The sequence below is a fragment of the Nostoc sp. KVJ20 genome, assembly GCF_001712795.1.
Classification (GTDB): domain Bacteria; phylum Cyanobacteriota; class Cyanobacteriia; order Cyanobacteriales; family Nostocaceae; genus Nostoc.
Genome location: NZ_KV757593.1, coordinates 1 through 19,254, shown reverse-complemented (window position 1 = coordinate 19,254; position 19,254 = coordinate 1). Strand labels below are relative to the sequence as shown.

General features: G+C 41.3%; 14 protein-coding genes. 8 read left to right on the top strand and 6 right to left on the bottom strand.

Features of this window, described 5'->3' with window-relative positions; genetic code table 11:
• Positions 1-9: 9 nt before the first annotated feature.
• Together A4S05_RS10790 and A4S05_RS10785 are read right to left on the bottom strand one after the other, a co-directional pair.
• Positions 10-414 carry a type II toxin-antitoxin system VapC family toxin gene (locus A4S05_RS10790; protein WP_069069833.1) on the bottom strand — a complete coding sequence of 135 codons (405 nt, stop codon included), beginning with the start codon at positions 412-414 and terminating at the stop codon, positions 10-12.
• The gene (locus tag A4S05_RS10785; protein ID WP_069069832.1) at positions 411-644 is read right to left on the bottom strand and encodes an AbrB/MazE/SpoVT family DNA-binding domain-containing protein; all 234 of its coding nucleotides are present in this window, start codon (positions 642-644) and stop codon (positions 411-413) included. The genes A4S05_RS10790 and A4S05_RS10785 overlap by 4 nt, the downstream gene beginning before the upstream one ends.
• A 276-nt stretch (positions 645-920) precedes the next feature.
• Between A4S05_RS10785 and A4S05_RS10780 the strand changes: the two genes are divergently transcribed.
• A complete protein-coding gene (locus A4S05_RS10780) occupies positions 921-1,544 on the top strand; it encodes a Uma2 family endonuclease (RefSeq protein WP_069069831.1) in 624 nt (207 codons plus the stop codon).
• A 108-nt stretch (positions 1,545-1,652) separates the two neighbouring features.
• Here A4S05_RS10780 and A4S05_RS10775 read toward each other — a convergent pair whose 3' ends face one another.
• Positions 1,653-3,848: a lytic transglycosylase domain-containing protein gene (locus A4S05_RS10775; protein ID WP_069069830.1), complete on the bottom strand. Its 2,196-nt coding sequence runs from the start codon at positions 3,846-3,848 to the stop codon at positions 1,653-1,655.
• Positions 3,849-4,243: 395 nt separating this feature from the next.
• Here A4S05_RS10775 and tsaE point away from each other — a divergent pair, with 395 nt between their 5' ends.
• Positions 4,244-4,699, top strand: coding sequence for a tRNA (adenosine(37)-N6)-threonylcarbamoyltransferase complex ATPase subunit type 1 TsaE (tsaE, locus tag A4S05_RS10770; protein ID WP_069069829.1), 456 nt, complete (start codon positions 4,244-4,246; stop codon positions 4,697-4,699).
• Positions 4,700-5,495: 796 nt separating this feature from the next.
• On the opposite strand, the gene A4S05_RS10765 is transcribed toward tsaE, so the two are convergent.
• Complete coding sequence (locus A4S05_RS10765) at positions 5,496-6,671, bottom strand: patatin-like phospholipase family protein (RefSeq protein ID WP_069069828.1); 1,176 nt, start codon at positions 6,669-6,671, stop codon at positions 5,496-5,498.
• Positions 6,672-7,228: 557 nt separating this feature from the next.
• The gene (locus A4S05_RS10760; RefSeq protein ID WP_069069827.1) at positions 7,229-8,548 is read right to left on the bottom strand and encodes a dihydroorotase; all 1,320 of its coding nucleotides are present in this window, start codon (positions 8,546-8,548) and stop codon (positions 7,229-7,231) included.
• 124 nt (positions 8,549-8,672) lie between these two features.
• On the opposite strand from A4S05_RS10760, the gene A4S05_RS41485 reads away from it, so the two are divergent.
• The 6 genes from A4S05_RS41485 (at position 8,673) to A4S05_RS10735 (ending at position 18,227) form a co-directional block, all read left to right on the top strand.
• Positions 8,673-8,849, top strand: a complete 177-nt coding sequence (locus A4S05_RS41485; RefSeq protein ID WP_176726970.1) for a hypothetical protein — start codon at positions 8,673-8,675, stop codon at positions 8,847-8,849.
• A 92-nt stretch (positions 8,850-8,941) separates the two neighbouring features.
• The gene (gene lepB, locus A4S05_RS10755; protein WP_069069826.1) at positions 8,942-9,583 is read left to right on the top strand and encodes a signal peptidase I; all 642 of its coding nucleotides are present in this window, start codon (positions 8,942-8,944) and stop codon (positions 9,581-9,583) included.
• A 239-nt stretch (positions 9,584-9,822) separates the two neighbouring features.
• On the top strand, positions 9,823-10,605 hold the full coding sequence (locus tag A4S05_RS10750; protein ID WP_069069825.1) for an MOSC domain-containing protein: 783 nt from the start codon (positions 9,823-9,825) through the stop codon (positions 10,603-10,605).
• A gap of 551 nt (positions 10,606-11,156) precedes the next feature.
• Positions 11,157-14,753 (top strand): ATP-binding protein, encoded by a 3,597-nt coding sequence (locus A4S05_RS10745; protein ID WP_069069824.1) that lies wholly within the window; start codon positions 11,157-11,159, stop codon positions 14,751-14,753.
• Positions 14,750-16,585 carry a GGDEF/EAL domain-containing response regulator gene (locus tag A4S05_RS10740; protein ID WP_069069823.1) on the top strand — a complete coding sequence of 612 codons (1,836 nt, stop codon included), beginning with the start codon at positions 14,750-14,752 and terminating at the stop codon, positions 16,583-16,585. Before A4S05_RS10745 ends, A4S05_RS10740 begins: the two co-directional genes overlap by 4 nt.
• A 268-nt stretch (positions 16,586-16,853) precedes the next feature.
• Positions 16,854-18,227 (top strand): hybrid sensor histidine kinase/response regulator, encoded by a 1,374-nt coding sequence (locus tag A4S05_RS10735; protein ID WP_069069822.1) that lies wholly within the window; start codon positions 16,854-16,856, stop codon positions 18,225-18,227.
• A gap of 131 nt (positions 18,228-18,358) precedes the next feature.
• Here A4S05_RS10735 and A4S05_RS10730 read toward each other — a convergent pair whose 3' ends face one another.
• Positions 18,359-19,033: a response regulator transcription factor gene (locus tag A4S05_RS10730; protein WP_069069821.1), complete on the bottom strand. Its 675-nt coding sequence runs from the start codon at positions 19,031-19,033 to the stop codon at positions 18,359-18,361.
• Positions 19,034-19,254 lie beyond the last annotated feature (221 nt).

The window sequence follows — 19,254 nt, the reverse complement described above, 5'->3', positions numbered from 1 at the left end:
TGCGGATGGCTATTCAGGTGAAATGAGCCTAACGTCGGGAAAGTAGGTGCAATAGCGATTGACATCGCGGGTAATGAGAGGCAAATTAGCAGTACTAGCATGGGCACCAATGTAAAAATCAGGCAATGGGGAGGTTCTGGCGCCACCACGACGACGGTAGTTAAGAAAACTTTGACCTGCTAGGAATGCCGCATCCCAAGGTAAAGAGAGACGTTGAAACATATCTTCTGGCAACGCAGTGATGAGTTCCTGTTCTCTAGGAAAGCCGATGGCAATCTCAGCGTAGATGATGGGATTGATGGCAAGTTGGTCTTGACGGGCATAGGTTGTTAGTTGAAAGGCTGACCAATCAAACCAGTTGGGATCGTTGGTCAGAATGTCGAGGATAACGTTGCTGTCTACCAAGACGGTCATGGATTTTTGTCGCTACGGGTGAGGGTTATAATTTGTTCGGTAGTGAGGTTTCCAGCAGCGCAACCCCGCATAGTGTCAATCCACGTTGAGATTTTATCGGTAGGTTGTATTTTCTTGAGGTAGAGACGATCACCTTCGATTTCAAATGCTAATTCTACGTCAGGAGAAATGTTTAGCACCTCTCGGATTTCAGGAGGGATGGTAATCTGACCGTCAGGTGTAATCCGCATCGTGTGTTTGTTGTTCAAGCGTTCTTATGTTCTTATATTAAGATCGAAGTGTTTGGCTAATAGCTTCGCTGCATTTCTCTTTTTCCTCTTTTCATTAGAACCAAACCTACACTCACCAATTGCGTAGGCGTAGCCCGTCATAGACATCGCCTTCCATTACCCAACCTCAAGCCGTTGTTTCAGAACTACGGCAGGAAAATCAAGCAGGACTTATAGACAAAGCTATACATCTTGGTAGCATTGAGTAAAGTACCCGTCAGCAAGAGAGCAAGGGCGATGTACGCAACCGTCACACAACCACTGACTTTTGAAGAATTTCTTTCCTGGGACGATGGTTCAGGCAGAGAGTTTGAACTATTGGATGGGATTCCCGTGCCATTATCAGAATCAAATGCAAATCATGAGGATTTGATCGAGCGACTGTGTGCTTACTTAGAAAATCACTGCCAAGAAAATGACCTGCCTTACGTATCGCGCCAGTCCAAGCAGGTTCGGCTCAAAACAGCACCAGGCGAAAAGGAAAAAAGCCGGAAAGCAGATATTGTCATATTTGCAAGAGTTGAATGGCAGAGGATGAAAACGATCTCTAGTTCTGCTGCTGCATATATTCCACCACCCGGAATCATTGAGGTTGTTAGCAACAACTGGAAAGACTACTATCTGACAAAACTTGCTGAATATGAGGACTTGGGCGTTTTCGAGTACATCATTGTGGACTATGCTGCTTTTGGTGGCATTCGGTTCATTGGCTCTCCCAAGCAGCCAACCATTACAATCTACCAACTTGAAGATGCAGAGTATTTACCCCCGAAGGTGTTTCGAGGGCATGATCGAATTGATTCTAGATTGTTTCCGAACATTCCCTTAACGGCTGAACAGATTTTTGCAATGAGTCGCTGATTAGCAATGAAGAAATTTATCAAACAGAATTCAGGAGTGCTGGGTACTGGTAGGGAGTTATTAATCTCCCCCAGGCCCTCTCCTCCTTTCTACCGTCAAACAGCAAAATCACTGCGTCGGTAGTTTCGGGTGTGTAGTCGAATATTTTGCTACGATGCCAGAAATCTCAGGGTTGTAAAGCCTCAGATAATTCCAGTAGTTGCCAAATACTTGACGCACATAATTTTTGGTTTCATCAAAGGGAATTTCTTCCACAAACTCATCTGGATCTTGTGTCGTTAGAGTTTGCAGCCATTTGGAGACATTACCGGGGCCAGCATTGTAACTAGCGATCGCGAGCAAGGAATTATTGTTATATTGCTCATGGGTATGATCCAAATACCATGTACCCATCATGATGTTATCGTTGGGATTTTCTAGACTTATTGTTTTGAAATCCACTTTAATTTGTGGAGCGATCCATTTAGCTGTACTCGGCAACACCTGCATTAAGCCAGTAGCATCAGCCACAGATTTGATTTTTGGTTCAAACCGTGACTCTTGACGCATCAGAGCAGTTACTAGCAGAGGATTGAGTTGACGCTCGGTAGACCACTTTTGAATTTCTCGAAAATAGGGAAATGGATAACGGGCTTGCCAGTAGATGATTTGTTTACTTAGAGTCTCGTATTGGGTTTGTTCAGCTGGTATTTCCCGGTCTTCCAATTTAGAAATTTTGTCAATTCCGATGAGATTTTCTCCCCTGGCCAGCCGCATCAACCCTTCAGTAAATTGCTCTGCTACCGTTGGCTGAACTTTGTTTTGAAATTCTGTTTGCCATTGTAACCAGGCATCACGGTCTTGACCCAGCAGATACAATTCTTTGAAAGTTTCAGAACCAGCAGGCGGTAATGGGCGCTGGGGTGTGATTACTTCTGGGTTCATGACGCGCACATTGTCAAAGTTGCCGACATTCAACCCCAGCATCGTCGCCGATCGCCATGCATAGTAAGAGTAAGGAAATTGACTAATCACATACTCATAAGCAGTTTTAGACTCTTGCTGTTTGCCTAGGGAAGCTGCCCATTTCCCTACCCAAAAGCCGGCTCTTGGAGCCAAAATACTGTTGGGGTTGTTGGTGACAATTGGTTCTGCCCATTGCCAAGCCCCGACGTAATCTTTGGCTTTGGCTTTATCTGTGGCTATTTTCCAGCGGTATTCTGCGGCTTCATCAGAATTGCCGTATTTGGCTATGAGTAATTGCCACGCCGCGCTAGCTGATTTTTGGTCTTTGAGAGTTTGGAGAGTTTTAGCTTTTTGTACCAGTGCAGTACCAGCTTGTTTCGGAAATTTCCTAATTACCTGGTCAAGATAGGGTAAGCCTTCTTTACCTGTTTTTGCGGTTTCTGCTAACCGCAGTAGGGCAGTTCCAGCTTCTTCGGTATCTGGAAATTGCTGGACTAATTGTTTATAGGTAGCGATCGCTTTTTCTCGATCTTTGCCTCCTACTTGTAACCCCCGTGCAGTACGGTAGAGGTTGCGCGGTGTTTTAGGTGCTTTGGCATAAGCATTACCTGCTTTGAGAAATTGACTATTTTCCCAATAGCTTGTACCAATGATTTCCCAGTCTTCGGGTTTGAGATTCGGCTGTTTTACTAGCTGATCTAAAACGCCTACTATGCCTGGTTGATCGTAGGCATATTTAGCCAAAATTAATTGTAATTGTGGCTGATTGGGATTTTCTTGTAAGCGTTTGCGGATAATTTCCCAAGTTAGAGGATTGGAAGGAAATTGAGCGATCGCTGTTTCTTGTTGCTTTGGCTGGGCAATCAGATATAGCGCTTTTACTGTAGCCGCTTCTTTGGGATACAGTCTCAGCACACTTTGCCTCAGATCCGAAGCTTTGCCATCCTCGCCCAGCATATCCTCTGCCTGGGCTTGTTTGAGCAAAATATAAGGCGCGAGAACAGGATATTCTTTCTCTAATCCTTGGAGTAAAGCTAAGGCTTTTTGCGCTTGGGTTCTTTCAATGTAATCACTCGCCAAAAGATAACGAGCGCGATTCCGGTCTGGCGATCGCGATTCTTGGGCGATCGCTGCTAGTTTTGCCGCCCGTTCTGGCAGCGATTGTGATATCAGTGGAAAGACCGCTGATTGGGCAATGCTAGCCTCTGATGTTGACTCTGCTTGATTCTGACTCAGTTTGAGCCATTGTCCAAGGGATTTGCCAATCTCTGGTGCTGATACCATTGCCCCGGCTAAAAAGGCAAACAGTGCCGCACCCGCAATTATCGAAATCTGCTTTTTTTGTAGTTTCTTCAGCATGAATACCCGCTGAAAAGTTCCGGTGAATTTCCTGAAACTCTAACACTCCTAACCATCAGTGTGTCCAATTTTTAATTTTAGATTTTTCATTTTATGTAGAAAAATACTAATTTTCAATCCTACGGTTGGCAGTATTGAGTTACTAGCACATATTAAATACTATTACATCTATCTTGGGTTAAAAAACCCGCCTCTCCGTAATTCAGCTAGGGCGAAGAATTGTTCCAGCTAATGTTTTGTATGAAGATAAAATGGGTTCTGTACGTCACAATCTCCAGAAACTAGCACAAGTGTTATTGCGGTGGTACGGTAGAGGCCATCACGGAAAATGAAAATTAGTTAAATGACCAATGACCAATGACCAATGACCAATGACCAATGACCAATGACTAATTATGAAAACTTTTCTTGCAGATACAGAGGCGACGCTACGCTTAGGTATTACTCTTGGTGAATCCCTGACCCCTGGCACTGTAATTCTACTAGAAGGTGATTTAGGCGCTGGTAAAACTACCCTAGTTCAAGGCATTGGCAAAGGTTTGGGAATTGCTGAACCCATTGTTAGTCCAACTTTCACGCTAATTAATGAGTACACAGAAGGACGCCTCCCCCTTTACCATCTGGATTTATATCGCTTAGAACCACAAGAAGTTGCAGCCCTGAATTTAGAAATTTACTGGGAAGGTGTTGAAGTCATACCAGGAATTGTGGCAGTTGAATGGGCGGAACGATTGCCCTACAAGCCAGATAGTTATCTAAGCGTAAGTTTGACTTATGAGCATGGGGGCACTCGTCAAGTCGAACTAATACCATTCAATTGTGCCATTAGCAAAGTCATAGCCGCGATTTAATTTTTTGATCGCAACACTAAAAAATTTCTGCAAATAGTTGAGGGAGAATTCCACACTCGTCCTATCTGCCACTACCACGCTCACCACTATAAGTCACTAACATTGTTATCTCAACCCAAAAATCTCAAATCAGTTTTTCTTCAATCTAAAATTGGCAGTCAGCAAAGCCGACGCCGGTTACTATAAATTTGGGAAAGTTTGCAACGCCCTGGCTCTCTTTAAAAAGGGAGTCAATCCAGGGGGGAATCTTATCCGAATAGTATTGAACCTACAGTAATTCTTAACTAAACGGGATATATATTCAGGATTAGCATCTAGTAGCTTTATTGCTGTAATAAGCAGTTAAAAACTGATTTAGATGGTTTGTGTACGAATCAAGCAAGTGTCAATAAACTGTTGTTGGGTTAAATGAGAGTTTTTACAGAATTTAGTCAGTTTGGTTAAACAGATTATTTCCCTACTGTCATTTGGAGAAGCAATCTGAATTATTTAGCAGCGAAAGCTAGCAGAGAAAAGTTAAACAATAATCAATTCTGTATAAGTCCTCTAACTTCCCTTACACTTAGTATTCCCAACTTAGGTTAGTAATCTATACAAAAAAGAAACTAGTTTATAAATCTGTAAAACTAATTTTAATAATTTTAACTAGCAACAAATTCTTGTATTCACATCTGTAATTAGCACTGATGTGAAGAAAATATTAACTAAAACATCTCGTATTTTTACGATAATTTCTGTAAAAATACGAGATGTTTTCTCCTAAATTAATTAACCTTAATATGCCTACGTGGATGCACTAGTTATCTCTAATGAAAGAGGCGATCGCTTTTTTGATCGGAGAACCGGAGTTGTCTCTGGTATAGTACGTAAGACCTTGATCAATAAATGCAGAGGTAGTATCTATTAACTGCTGAAGAATCTCGGAATTAGTGTTGTCTATTTCTTCACTGACTTTTTCTCCTGTAAATCGATTTTTTCGATCTTCTGGAGGTAATACAATGCGAGGATCTTTATAAGTCTCTTTTGGCTTGGGTTTAAATGTCTCATTTAAGTCAAACTGAAGACGTAAATAACGTTTAGAATCGTATCCACCCATGATTTGTCGGCAAATCGTACTATCAATCTCAGATGTAGGTTCCATAAAGATGTTAGTCAGATTTTTTACCCAGTCGAAGCCTCTCCATTTGCTTATTTGGTTATATTGATATGGTTCACCAGTTTGACCTGTACCAATAGAAAGGATAGAAATATCTTCCAATCGGAGATTATCTAGCTTATATTTTTGCTTGATTGTTGGAAGGACTGAAGACTGACTAATCCTCATAACTAGACTCAAAGCTGCGAGAGCCGGGTTATTAGCAGAAATTCCTCCATCAATATGTGGGAATTCCCAATTACCAAATTTTTGTTTATCTACAGGTTCTAATTTATATGGTGGGAAAAAAGTGGGCGCTGAGGCAGAAGCGGTACATATTTCCCATAAAAAACAGTCATCGTACCATCTGTCTCCTAAATCGGGATGACAATTTGTAAAAAAGGTTGTATTTCGATATAGCGTATCGTAAGCAAGAATCAAAATAATGGGGTTTTCAATATCCTTTATTCTTGTGGATTTATAGGCATCTTTGAGGACATTAGTAATTCCATCATGAGAATATTTAGATTCGGAAAATACATCAATAATTGATTTGATGATGGACGGAAAGTTTTTGTAGCGATCTTTTCTATCCGGTGGGAATATATCTTTACCCCGATCTCTATACAGTTTAATTAGCTCATCACTCCCTTTTCCTACAGCAATCCCTCCTGCTAATATTGAACCGGTAGAAGTGCCAGCAATCAGGTCAAAGTATTCGTGTAAGAAGTTTCCTTTACCCTGATTTCTAATTTCTTGTTCTACTTGTTGAAGTATTCGTGCTGCAACGACTCCACGAATACCGCCACCGTCTAAAGCCAAAATTTTGAAGGACATAGCAATTCTCCTTGATTATTTCTATGCTTATCGAACAGAATTCAGGAGTCAGGAGTCAGAATTCAGGCGGGTATTCTGTATGACTAGCGGATAGCGCAGCGTAAAGCCTTCTCTTCTCCTGTCGCAATACGCTTGGGTTAAGCGCTACTTATACAAAATCGTGGGTTTTGAGACGCGATAAATCGCCGTCTCTACAAGTGTTTTGGTCTGGAGACGCTAACGCGTTCGTAGAGAGCGTCTTGATTCTGACCGGAGCTAACAGAAACGTCTCCGGCTTTACTCCTGAATTCTGGCTTTTGAATTCTTCTTCAATGAATGAAGATTTGACTTGAGACACTGAATAAATTCAGGGTTTCAAGTTGCAATTTTTGATACAGCAATAAGTCAATACCCTTTGGTGAAAAGAGTAAAGCAGGAAAAACAAGGATTTTCGTCTTTTAGCTTGAACCAAACCCATTGGTCTAGTCTTAACTTTGGATAGATGAAAATCTTGCCAGTTCAAGTATGGCTTTGACGTATATTTATTTGTCTACTACGTAAGCTTAAATAAATATTTACTACAAGAAAGTTAAAGCTTGACCCCGCACTTGCGTATTTACCTCGCCTTTGTCATAAACAATCTCACCGCCGACTATGGTGGTTTTAGCCCAGCCGGTAAGGTTCCAGCCTTCAAAGGGACTCCAACGGCATTTGGTTAAAAGTTCTTCACGCCGGACTGGGCGGTATGTGTTTAAATCTACAAGCACTAAATCGGCATCGTAACCAGGTGCGATCGCTCCTTTATTGGGAATACCATAAGCTACAGCCACATTCTTAGACATCCAGTTCACAACTTGAGCAACAGTACATTTTCCCTCCATTGCCGCAGTTAACATCAACGCGAGGGAAGTTTCCACCCCAGGCATTCCCGAAGGAGTATTGGGGTATTCTTGAGCTTTTTCTTCTAAGGTGTGGGGTGCATGATCTGTAGCGATGAAATCAATCACACCATCGCGCAAAGCTTGCCAGAGAACTTCGTTATCGTGGGGCGATCGCAAAGGTGGATTCATCTGTGCTAAGGTACCAATCTCCTGATATGCACTGGTATTTAACAACAAATGCTGTGGCGTTACCTCTGCTGTTACCCAACTAGGTTTTTCCTGACGCAGCAAATCTGCTTCTTCGGCAGTTGACATGTGCAGAATATGCAACCGACGTTGATATTTTTGAGAAAGTTTTAATGCTAATTGAGTCGCCAACAGCGCCGCTTGATTATCTTGAATTTGCGAGTGAACAGCTGGATCGTGAATGTTGGCAAATTCTTGGCGGCGTTGGTTAATTCTAGCTTGGTCTTCGGCATGAACGGCAATCAAGCGATCGCCTTTGGCAAATATCGCAGAGAGGGCTGTTTCACCATCAACTAGCAATTGACCATGCATCGACCCCATGAAAATCTTAATTCCTGGTGTTGGTTTTGCTAACAGCAAATCTGGTAAATTCTCTGGTGTTGCCCCAATAAAAAACCCATAATTAACCAAGCACTTTTGTGAGGCACGTTCTAGCTTGTCATCTAAAGCCTGCTGTGTCGTTGTCAGGGGACGCGTATTGGGCATTTCCAAAAAGGAAGTGACTCCCCCTTTAGCACAAGCACAACTGGCGGTGAATAAATCTTCCTTGTATTCTAGTCCAGGTTCCCGGAAATGCACTTGCGGATCAATAACTCCTGGCAACAAAGTTAACCCTTCTGCGTCAACTTCAGTGGCTAGTGGTATTTCGGAGATTTCTGGCGCAACTTCGACTATTTGGCGATCGCGCGTCAACACGTCCCCAATCATCAGTTCACCATTGGGTAAGATTATGCGAGCGCGGCGAATCAGTAAACTTTTTGGAGATGACATAGGATTAACTTTGTTTAAACAGGGAGCTATGTATTACAGAGAACTATGCTTTTAGGTTAAACTTATTCGCGATCGGAGTAACCAATTTTTGCCGCGCGTTAAAAAAAAAGTTTATTTTTAATTTATGAAGAACCCCGTCAATCAATTTTGGATTTTAGATTTTGGATTGACCGTATCCTTTCCAGGATACGGCTTGGGTATTTTACATTGGTTCCACCCACTAGAGGCGAGTCATAACCCAGAAGAAACGCCCCAATCTAAAATCTCCAATCTAAAATTGGTAGTCAGGATGCAAACATGAATAGGAAATTAAAATTTTCCCGTTAAGATTAACAGATAAAGTTTCACTAGGCGAGTTAATTACCTACATTTTTCGTTCAGTTCAGTAATTTCATGCAAAATCAAGTGTCTGATAACAACTCTAGTCAACAACCCGATAATTCCTGGATCGCAGAGCTAGGTAGAACAATTGTCTTGAGCATTGTTCTAGCTCTGGGAATTCGTACCTTTGTTGCGGAAGCACGCTGGATTCCTTCTGGATCGATGGAACCAACTCTGCATGGTACGCCAAACCAGTGGGAGGCAGACAAAATCATTGTCGATAAGTTGAAGTATAAATTTGCTGACCCGCAACGGGGGGATATCGTAGTATTTTCACCTACGGCAGAACTCCAAAAAGAACAATATCACGATGCTTTTATTAAACGCATAATCGCCTTACCTGGAGAAAAAATCCAACTTAGGAATGGCAAAGTCTATATCAACGACAAACCCCTCCCAGAAGCAAATTACCTCAGTTCTGACCAAAGCACAGTCATTGATGTTTGCCAATCAGGGCCGCAGCCACCTTTTTTAGCAAAACCCCAGACCATACCAGCAGATTCATATTTAGTACTAGGTGATAATCGTAACAGTAGTTACGATAGCCGCTGCTGGGGTGTTGTCCCCCGCCAGAATATTATTGGACGTGCTGTAGTTCGCTTCTGGCCTCTAAATCATGTTGGCGGAATAGATAAATCGCCAGTATATCCATAATTAGCAATATTGCTCAAATGGATATAGTGGTTCTCACTCGCATAAGATACACAAAAACTCTTATCTAGTAATAGCTTTCGTTCCGGAGCAGGAAACGCTATAAGTCACAAAAGAATTTTAGATTTTAGATTGGGGGCTACTAAATCACCAATCTTTAATCCAAAATCGTTCGACTGAGCATTAGCGTAGCGTCTCATAAAGAAGCCGAAGTCCAAAATCTAAAATCCAAAATTGCTATGATGCCTTACCTAGCAAAGATTTTACTGTATCCAGTTAAGTCACTGGATGGTGTTGAAGTTCAAAACGCTAGAGTTCTTGCCAGTGGCGCATTACAGCATGACCGCGAGTTTGCCATTTTTGACGAACAGGGTAGATTTGTCAATGGCAAGCGTCATGCTAAAATCCATTTACTAAGGGCGCAATTTGCACTCTTAAATAGAACCATCTCGTTGCAAATTCCAGGCGGCGACTCACAACAAAATTTTCATCTGGATGAGGAACGGCAAGCATTAGAAGCAACTTTGAGTGATTTTTTTGAGTTTTCTGTCATCTTGAGACAAAACTCTCTGATGGGTTTTCCTGACGATACACACTCATTAGGCCCAACGGTAATTAGTACAGCAACTTTGGCAGAAGTAGCTTCTTGGTTTCCCGGTTTAAGTGTAGATGAAATGCGCCGTCGAATGCGTGCCAATATCGAGATTGGTGGTGTACCAGCATTTTGGGAAGATCAGCTATTTGGTGAACAAGGTAATGTTGTCTCCTTTCGAGTGGGAGATGTTCACCTTCTTGGGATTAACCCATGTCAGCGTTGTATAGTCCCAACACGCGATTCTTACTTAGGAGAAGCTTACCCAAACTTTCAAAAAATCTTTGCAACCCAGCGACAAGCAACTCTGCCAAATTGGGTTGCTTCATCGCCTTTTAATCATTTTTACAGATTGAGTGTCAATACCCAATTATCCCCATCCTCAACTGGAAAAATTTTACAAATCGGCGATGAGATTGACATACTTCCATAACAAAGTTAACATTTCTTCATAATAAAAAATACAAAGTAAATTTTCTTGGATTTTTTTTGTTTATAGTGTGCGTTTGCATGAAAATTTTAAAATTGTTGTAGTTAAATATAAGTTTTTGTACTAGTCCAGAGGTTTTAAGACCGGGAAATCAAAACATCAGCAATTAAAAATTAAATTTAGGATTGAGTGCTAATGGCGACCTGAGTTTTAGAATGGCATACTGTAGCTTATCGGTTAAATTTCAGTTAATCCGAAAAAATCTGTTGACACATTGCCAGATAAAACTGAGCAAATTCAGGTGCGATGGCGTATCCGCCCAACTTAGTCGATGTCTACGATGGGCTATGCCTACGCAAAGTTTAAAAATTAAGCGTTGGAGGTACTTAGCCAGTAAAATAAGTATAGACTAGGGTTTTAGTGCTTTATTATACTATAAAATGCAAAGATATGTCATCGCTAAAGCGAAGATATGGCGTAATTATGCTGAGTTGAAAATGTAGCTGATATGGCAAAAATGCCCCTAGTATATGTTGGGGAAGAATTAAACAACAATGTTATCCAAACTTCAGCCAGTCAAATCTATTAATCGCTTAGTTGGCAAAGTTTATGCCAAGATGCCTCTGAGGTATGTTCTAATTGTGCCCTTTATATTGCAAATTTTTGGGGCGGTAGGACTTGTGGGCTATCTTTCGTATCAAAACGGTCAAAAAGCGGTAAAGGAGCTTGCTACTCAATTAGAAAATGAAATCTGCGATCGCATTGAACAACATCTTGATAGTTATTTAACAACTCCGAAACAAATAAATCAAATTAACTTAGATGCGGTTGAGCTAGGTTTGCTCAACCTTTCTGATTTTGAAACCACCGGAAATTACTTTTGGAAACAAATGCAGGTTTTTAATGTTGGCTATAACAACTTTGCCAACCCCAAAGGTGAATTTATCGGTATTGAACGTTTAGATAATGGCACGCTCTTAATTAATGAAGTTACCGAAAAGCGTGGTATCGGGAAACTTTATATTTACAATTCAGACCGGAAAGGGAATCGCCGCCAGCTTCAGCAAGTCAAAAATTATGATCCTCGTGTAGAAGCGTGGTATGCAGATGCAGTCAAGAGTGGCAAACCCGTCTGGAGTAAAATTTATCAATGGGAAGATAAACCAGAAGTTTTATCAATATCTTCCAGCTATCCTATTTACGATAAAACTAACCAACTTGTTGGGGTGATTGGTGTCGATTTGATATTGTCACAAATCGGTACTTTTTTAGCTAAATTAAATGCCAATCGGTCAGGTAGGACTTTTATTTTAGAGCGTTCCGGGTATATAGTGGCTTCTTCTACTCGTGAGCCACCATATACCATTATTAATGGTGAAGTAAAACGTCGATCAGCATTAGATAGTCAAAATTCTTTAATTAGACTCACAACACAATCTTTGATCAAACGCTTTGACAGCCTTGGATTCGTTGTGGGAAAACAACAGTTAACCTTTAGCGCCGATGGAATACATTATTTTGTGCAGGTAAAAAGCTGGAAGGACGAACTGGGTTTAGATTGGCTAATCGTGGCGGTGATTCCTGAAGGCGAATTTATGGAACAAATTAACGCCAACACCCGAATCACTATTTTGCTGTGCATAATTGCTTTTGTAGTAGCTACAAGAATTGGAATTTTGACTGCTCGCTGGGTAATTAAACCGATTTTACAATTAAACACATCAGCGAAGAAAATTGCTAAAGGTGAATGGGAGCAAACCCCAGTAATTCAGCGTTCCGATGAACTTGGGGAACTAGCCAAGTCATTTGAAACTATGGCAAAGCAACTCCAAGCATCTTTTAGTGCTTTGGAAGCCAAGAATGCTCAGATGCAAGTTTTAAATGAGGCGCTATCTCACAGTCAAAGCCGGCTGACTCAATTTTTAGAAGCCATGCCGGTCGGTGTATTTATCATAGATGCTGAAGGGGAACCTTATTATACAAATCAAATTGGGCAGCAAATTCTTGGTCAAGGAGCGATCGCAGAAGTTAGCACCGGAGAATTATCAGAGGTATATCAAGCTTATCTTACCGGGACAGATCAACTTTACCCCAGCGAGCACATGCCGATTTTGAGAGCATTGCTTGGGGAAAGCACCAGGGTTGATGATATGGAAATTCGCTGTTGTGACAAGATTATTCCCATTGAAGTTTTGGGAAAACCCATCTATGATGAATCGGGAAATCTGGCTTTTGCGATGGCTACATTTTTTGATATCACCCAACGCAAACAAACAGAAAAGTTATTAGCAGAATACAATCGCACCTTAGAGGCTCAAGTAAAAAAACGTACTGAAGAGTTTCAGCAAGTTATTGAGCAACTGCAAACTACCCAAGAAGAACTGATTCAATCGCAAGAAATTGCCGCACAGGAACAACAAGCAGCCATTCGGGAAGCGGCTCGCAGCGCTGCTGCTAACCTCGCCAAAAGCGAATTTCTGGCTAACATGAGCCACGAACTGCGTACCCCACTCAACGCCATTCTTGGTTTCACCCAATTCATGAGCCGGGATTATTCGCTATCTGGTGAACATCAAGAAAACTTGGCAATTATTAATCGTGCTGGCGAACACCTACTCAACTTAATTAACGACATTCTAGAAATGTCCAAAATCGAAGCTGGCAGAATCACATTAAATTGCAGCAGCTTTGACTTAATTCATCTGTTGAAGAACTTAGAAGAGTTGTTTCACTTGCGTGCTGCGTCTAAAAATTTAGAATTACGGTTTGAATATACACAAGACATTCCTAAATATATAGAAACTGACGAAAATAAACTGTGTCAAGTTTTGATCAACCTCTTGGGAAATGCCATCAAATTTACTGATATAGGGATGGTGATACTACGGGTGAAACTGGGGGCTGGGGATTGGGGACTGGGGACTGGGAATCAAGCACAAGGGGGAATTATTGAAGAAGTCTCTTCCCAATCCCTAATCTTCGAGGTTCAAGACACTGGCTGTGGTATTACCCCACAAGAAATTGACTTGCTGTTTGAGGCTTTTGAGCAAACCGAAATCGGCAAAAAATCACAGCAAGGGACGGGACTAGGTTTAGCAATTAGCCGCAAATATGTGCAACTAATGGGAGGAGATATTACTGTCAGCAGTCTGCCTGGTATCGGTAGTACATTTGCCTTTGATATTCAGATTGCTCTAACTTGCCCAAGAGAAATTCCGACAAACCATATTAAATCGAGAATTCTAGCTTTAGCATCTACTGAAAAAGCATACCGGATCTTAGTAGTTGACGACTCCCAAGAAAGCCGTCTGTTGCTGCTTAAAATTCTCACATCTTTGGGCTTTGAAGTTAAAGAAGCTACAAATGGGAGTGAAGCGATCGCTAATTGGGAATCTTGGCAACCACACTTGATTTTTATGGATATGCGAATGCCGGTTATGGACGGTTATGAAGCGACAAGAATGATTAAAGCTAAACAAATAGGGCATCGGGGAGCCAGTAAGTTGCGAAAGTTCCCAAAATTGAAACAACTGGCGTCATCGGGCAGCCAGGGACTTGCGGCAGGATTAACCGATTCAGGCGACTGCGAGATTCTTCAAGTTGTACGCAAAGCGTCTCACACAGAAGAGGCTACTGGTGTGTCCAATTTGCGATCGTGGACGCCAACGCCAACAGTCTTGGCTTCCCCTTGCGACTTCTCTGGAGCAACGCAGGGTTGCTCCAATACAGATACGATCATTATTGCCCTAACTGCTAGCGCCTTTGAGGAAGAACGCCAGAAAATTTTGTCCATTGGTTGCGATGATTTTATTCGCAAGCCATTCACACAGGAAGTATTATTGGAAAAACTGAGCCAACATCTGGGTGTAAAGTATACCAACCAAATAGAAACTACAAACACAGCAGTTGTCGATCAAGCTACACAGATGTTTGTCAGTGTTGCCGAACTTCTGAGCCATTTATCACAAATGCCACCTGAGTGGCTTCAAAAGATCCATTATGCCGCAGCCAGCTGTAGCGATGAACTGATTTTAGAGTTACTCAAGCAAACTCCATCAGATAGTGGTCAAGTTTTCCAAGTTCTTAAGGATTTAGCAAATAACTACCAGTTTGAGAAAATCATGGAATTGACTAGAACAAACGTAGAATGAATTACGAGCATTTAGACCCTGATAAAAAAGATATTTTGATCATTGACGATATGGCGGATAACCTCCGGGTTTTATCCTCCATATTGACAAGGGAAGGGTATAACGTTCGTAAAGCCTTGAATTGGCAAATGGCAATGACAGCCACTCAAACACTATTACCGGATTTGATTCTACTCGATATTATGATGCCAGAAGTAGATGGCTATGAAATTTGTCAGACTTTTAAAGCTTGGGAGCAAACAGCAGATATTCCGGTAATTTTTATTAGTGCTTTAGATGATGTTTTTGATAAAGTTAAAGCATTTAAAGTGGGTGGTGTAGACTACATCACCAAACCTTTTGAGTTTCAAGAAGTTTTAGTGCGCGTGCAAAATCAACTGGCATTGAGGTCGGCGCGATTAGAAATATTGAAACTAAATGTTGAACTGGAACATCGGGTAAAACAGCGGACTGGAGAGCTAGAAAAAACTCTACAAAAACTCCAACAAGAAATCAATTCCCGCCAAAAGTTGCAAAGTCAACTGTTAGATATAGCGCTGCATGATTCGCTGACTGGATTACCCAACCGAGTTTTATTTATCAGGCGACTAGAAAATGCTCTCAATCGAGCCAAGCGAGAATCTAATTATCAGTTTGCGGTACTTTTTTTGGACTGCGATCGCTTCAAAGTTGTTAACGATTCCCTTGGTCATTTGGTGGGAGACGAATTGCTGATTGCCATCGCTCGTCGCCTGCAAGCATGTCTGATACCTATTGATACTTTAGCACGATTGGGCGGGGACGAATTTGGAATTCTCCTAGAAAATATCACAGATATTAACATAGCAATCCAAGTTGCAGAACGGATTATGCAACAGCTATCACTTGCTTTTAATCTGTCAAGATATGAAGTATTTATGAATGCCAGTATTGGTATTAGTTGGGGCAATAAAGATTACGATCGCCCAGAGTATTTGCTGCGGGATGCTGATACGGCAATGTATCGGGCTAAGGCACAAGGGAGAGCAAAATATCACGTTTTTAATCCAGCAATGCATCAGGAAGCTATTCAGCTTCTAGAGTTAGAAAATGACCTGCGAAGGGCTGTCGAAAGACAAGAATTTCTTGTTTATTATCAACCAATTATTTCTCTCACTACAGGCAGAATCTCTGGATTTGAAGCTTTGGTACGCTGGCAACATCCGATTCGTGGTCTGATTTCTCCCACAGAATTTATTCCTGTGGCAGAAGAAACAGGTTTAATTAATGCCATCAATACTTGGGTATTACAGTCAGCTTGTCGTCAATTAAGCATCTGGCAACATCATCCAGTGACACCAGAACCCCTAACTATGAGTGTCAATTTGAGTGCTAGGTTATTTTTACAGCCCAATTTAGTAGAACAAATTGACCGAATAATTTATGAAAATAAAATAAATCCTGCATATTTAGAATTAGAAATTACCGAAAGTGTAATTATGGAAAATACTAATGCTATTAAAATAATTCTTAAGCAACTAAAGCAACGAAAAATCAAGTTGATTATGGATGATTTTGGTACAGGATATTCCTCTTTGAGTTATCTGCACAGCTTTCCTTTAAATGCACTAAAAATTGATAAATCTTTCGTCAAACGTATGCAGGAGAACAAAGAGAATATGGGGTTAGTACCAGCAATGATTGGCATTGCCAACTCAATGGGGATGAGTGCGATCGCTGAAGGTGTCGAAACAGAAGAACAGTTAACCCAATTGAGAAGTTTAAACTGCAATTTTGCTCAAGGATATCTGTTTTCTGAACCTATGGAACAACAATTAGTTCTTAAGTTTATTGCCTCAGCACCTCAATGGTAGCTATCAAGTACCACCTGAGAAAAATTCCATTGTTGACGCTCGGTTAGATAATCTGCGCGTGCTATCTACTATACTTCTGTAAGCAGATTATTCGGTTCACAACGCTCTCTAATTAGATCATAGATTTGATAGTCTGTAAAACTCTCCAGACACCGTGGGAGTTAAACTATAAATATAAATATTTCGGTGAAATTGGTCAACAAACTTCAGGGGATTTCAAAGAAGCATTTACTAAGCTCAATAATAATACGCCTAGCTTTTGATAATAATGCATTTTAATCAAACTAACCATAATAAAAGAAATGTTTTGGTGGTCGATGATACCCCAGATAATTTGCGGCTTTTATCGGCAATGTTGACTGCACAAGGCTTTGAAGTTCGCAAAGCCTTAAATGGTAAAATGGCACTAACTGCGTGTCAAATGGTTTTGCCTGATGTGATTTTGCTGGATATCAATATGCCAGATATGGATGGCTATCAAGTTTGTCAACAACTGAAAGCTGATGATAAAACTTGTGAAGTCCCAGTAATTTTTATTAGCGCCCTGGATGATGTTGTAGATAAGGTAAAAGCCTTTGATGTTGGTGGTGTAGATTATATTGCAAAACCTTTTCATGGGGCAGAGGTGGTATTGCGAATTGAAAATCAGATTAATTTACGTTTGCTCCAAGTTAAACTACAAGAAAAAAACTTTTTACTCCAACAGGCCCTTGACGACTTGAAAGCCTCTCAAGTTCAACAAATTCAGAACGAAAAGATGGTGGCCTTGGGACAGTTAGTGTCTGGACTGGCTCATGAGATTAATAACCCTATCAGTTTTATTTATGGGAATCTCCAATATGCTGGCCAATATGTGCAAGACCTAGTGAATATTATTGAGGTTTATCAACAGGAATATCCCAAACCCACACCAAAAATTCAGCAAATAGCCAAAGACGTAGACCTGAATTTTATGATTAAGGATCTACAAAGCCTGATAGGTGCAATGTATAGGGGTTCCGATCGCATTCGGGAAATTGTATTGGCCCTACAACACTTCTCTCGACATGATGAAGCAGAGATGAAGCGGGTAAATATCCATGAAGACATCGAAAATACTTTAGTGATGTTACAACATCGACTCAGGGAAGCAGCCGATCGTCCGGCAATTCTTGTAGTCAAAGATTATGGTAACTTGCCCCTAGTCACTTGTTATGCAAGTGAACTAAACCAAGTATTTATGCATCTGTTGAATAATGCTATTGATGCAATAGAAGAGGGAATGGTGAATGGGGAGTGGGAAATGGGGAATCAATCTTTTACTCCCTACTCACTACTCACGCCTCCCCAAATTCGGATTCATACAGAGGTGACAGACTTGAATATGGTCAAAATTGCGATCGCTGATAATGGTCTTGGTATAGAAGAGTCGTTGCGATCGCGTTTATTTGACCCATTTTTTACAACAAAACCTGTGGGTAAAGGTAGTGGACTAGGATTATCCATTAGCTATCAGATTATCGTGCAAAAACACCGAGGAAATATTACTTGTACCTCAGATGTTGGCAAAGGAGCAGAGTTTGCGATCGAAATTCCCATAGAGCAACCTGATATCTCATCGCAATTTTCAAAATCGGAAAAGGGATTGGGGACTAGGGATTAGGGAGATGGAGAGCAGGGGAGCAGGGGAGCAGGGGGAGCAGGGGGAGCAGGGGGAGAATAATAATGCCCAATGCCCAATGCCCAATAACAAATGACAAATGACAAATGACAAATGACAAATAACCAATAAATCTAATTAATCAACAATTCTGGTGCTACCAATCCTTTTTGGATAGCTAAGACTGCGGCTTGAGTGCGATCGCGTACTTCTAGTTTCTGTAAAATAGCATGGACATGAACCCGTACTGTACCAGGGGCAATGTAGAGTATCTCAGCAATTTCTTGATTGCTTTTGCCAGCTGCTACCAGTGCCAAAATTTCTTGTTCCCGCTTGGTTAAGGGATTTTCTAAAGCTCCGTCAGTTTTTGTAGACTGCACCGCCAGAGAATTACCCTCAAAAGCGGCTCTAATTTCTGTTGTTGCTGTTTGATCCCACCAAGAAGCGCCCGCTGCAACCGATCGCACAGCCAATATTAAAGACTCAGCAGGAATACCTTTAAGGCAGTAACCTTGGGCACCGGCGGCAATTAACCGCGAAATCAGGGGTTTTTCAGAACGAGATGTTAAAACGAGAATTGGTAAATTTGGGTGCTTCTGCTTGATTTGGCGACAAGCCTCAATTCCGCCAATACCTGGTAAACCTATATCCAGTAAGACCAAATCCAGAGGATAGCGATTTGCCAATTCTACAGCTTGTTCCCCATCTTCTGCTTCTGCGACAATCTCCAAACTGGTTTCTTGTTGCAACCGCATCCGCAGACCAAGCCGAAATAATTCATCATCTTCAACTAGTAAGATTTTTGTCATTGGTCATTGGTCATTTGTCATTGGTCATTGGTCATTTGTTATTGGGCATTGGGCATTGGGCATTATTATTCTCCCCCTGCTCTCCCTGCTCCCCCTGCTCCCCTGTTCCCCCGCTCTCCACTACCCCTATTCCTCGTCCCCAATCCCTTTTCCGATTTTGAAAATTTCGCTTAGATATACAGTTGCTCTATGGGAATTTCGTTTGGAAAACATGATCCTTT

Coding starts and splice junctions, on each gene's coding strand:
- A4S05_RS10790 (WP_069069833.1), bottom strand. CDS start 414: ATGACCGTCTTGGTAGACAGCAACGTTATCCTCGACATTCTGACCAAC.
- A4S05_RS10785 (WP_069069832.1), bottom strand. CDS start 644: ATGCGGATTACACCTGACGGTCAGATTACCATCCCTCCTGAAATCCGA.
- A4S05_RS10780 (WP_069069831.1), top strand. CDS start 921: ATGTACGCAACCGTCACACAACCACTGACTTTTGAAGAATTTCTTTCC.
- A4S05_RS10775 (WP_069069830.1), bottom strand. CDS start 3,848: ATGCTGAAGAAACTACAAAAAAAGCAGATTTCGATAATTGCGGGTGCG.
- tsaE (WP_069069829.1), top strand. CDS start 4,244: ATGAAAACTTTTCTTGCAGATACAGAGGCGACGCTACGCTTAGGTATT.
- A4S05_RS10765 (WP_069069828.1), bottom strand. CDS start 6,671: ATGTCCTTCAAAATTTTGGCTTTAGACGGTGGCGGTATTCGTGGAGTC.
- A4S05_RS10760 (WP_069069827.1), bottom strand. CDS start 8,548: ATGTCATCTCCAAAAAGTTTACTGATTCGCCGCGCTCGCATAATCTTA.
- A4S05_RS41485 (WP_176726970.1), top strand. CDS start 8,673: ATGAAGAACCCCGTCAATCAATTTTGGATTTTAGATTTTGGATTGACC.
- lepB (WP_069069826.1), top strand. CDS start 8,942: ATGCAAAATCAAGTGTCTGATAACAACTCTAGTCAACAACCCGATAAT.
- A4S05_RS10750 (WP_069069825.1), top strand. CDS start 9,823: ATGCCTTACCTAGCAAAGATTTTACTGTATCCAGTTAAGTCACTGGAT.
- A4S05_RS10745 (WP_069069824.1), top strand. CDS start 11,157: ATGTTATCCAAACTTCAGCCAGTCAAATCTATTAATCGCTTAGTTGGC.
- A4S05_RS10740 (WP_069069823.1), top strand. CDS start 14,750: ATGAATTACGAGCATTTAGACCCTGATAAAAAAGATATTTTGATCATT.
- A4S05_RS10735 (WP_069069822.1), top strand. CDS start 16,854: ATGCATTTTAATCAAACTAACCATAATAAAAGAAATGTTTTGGTGGTC.
- A4S05_RS10730 (WP_069069821.1), bottom strand. CDS start 19,033: ATGACAAAAATCTTACTAGTTGAAGATGATGAATTATTTCGGCTTGGT.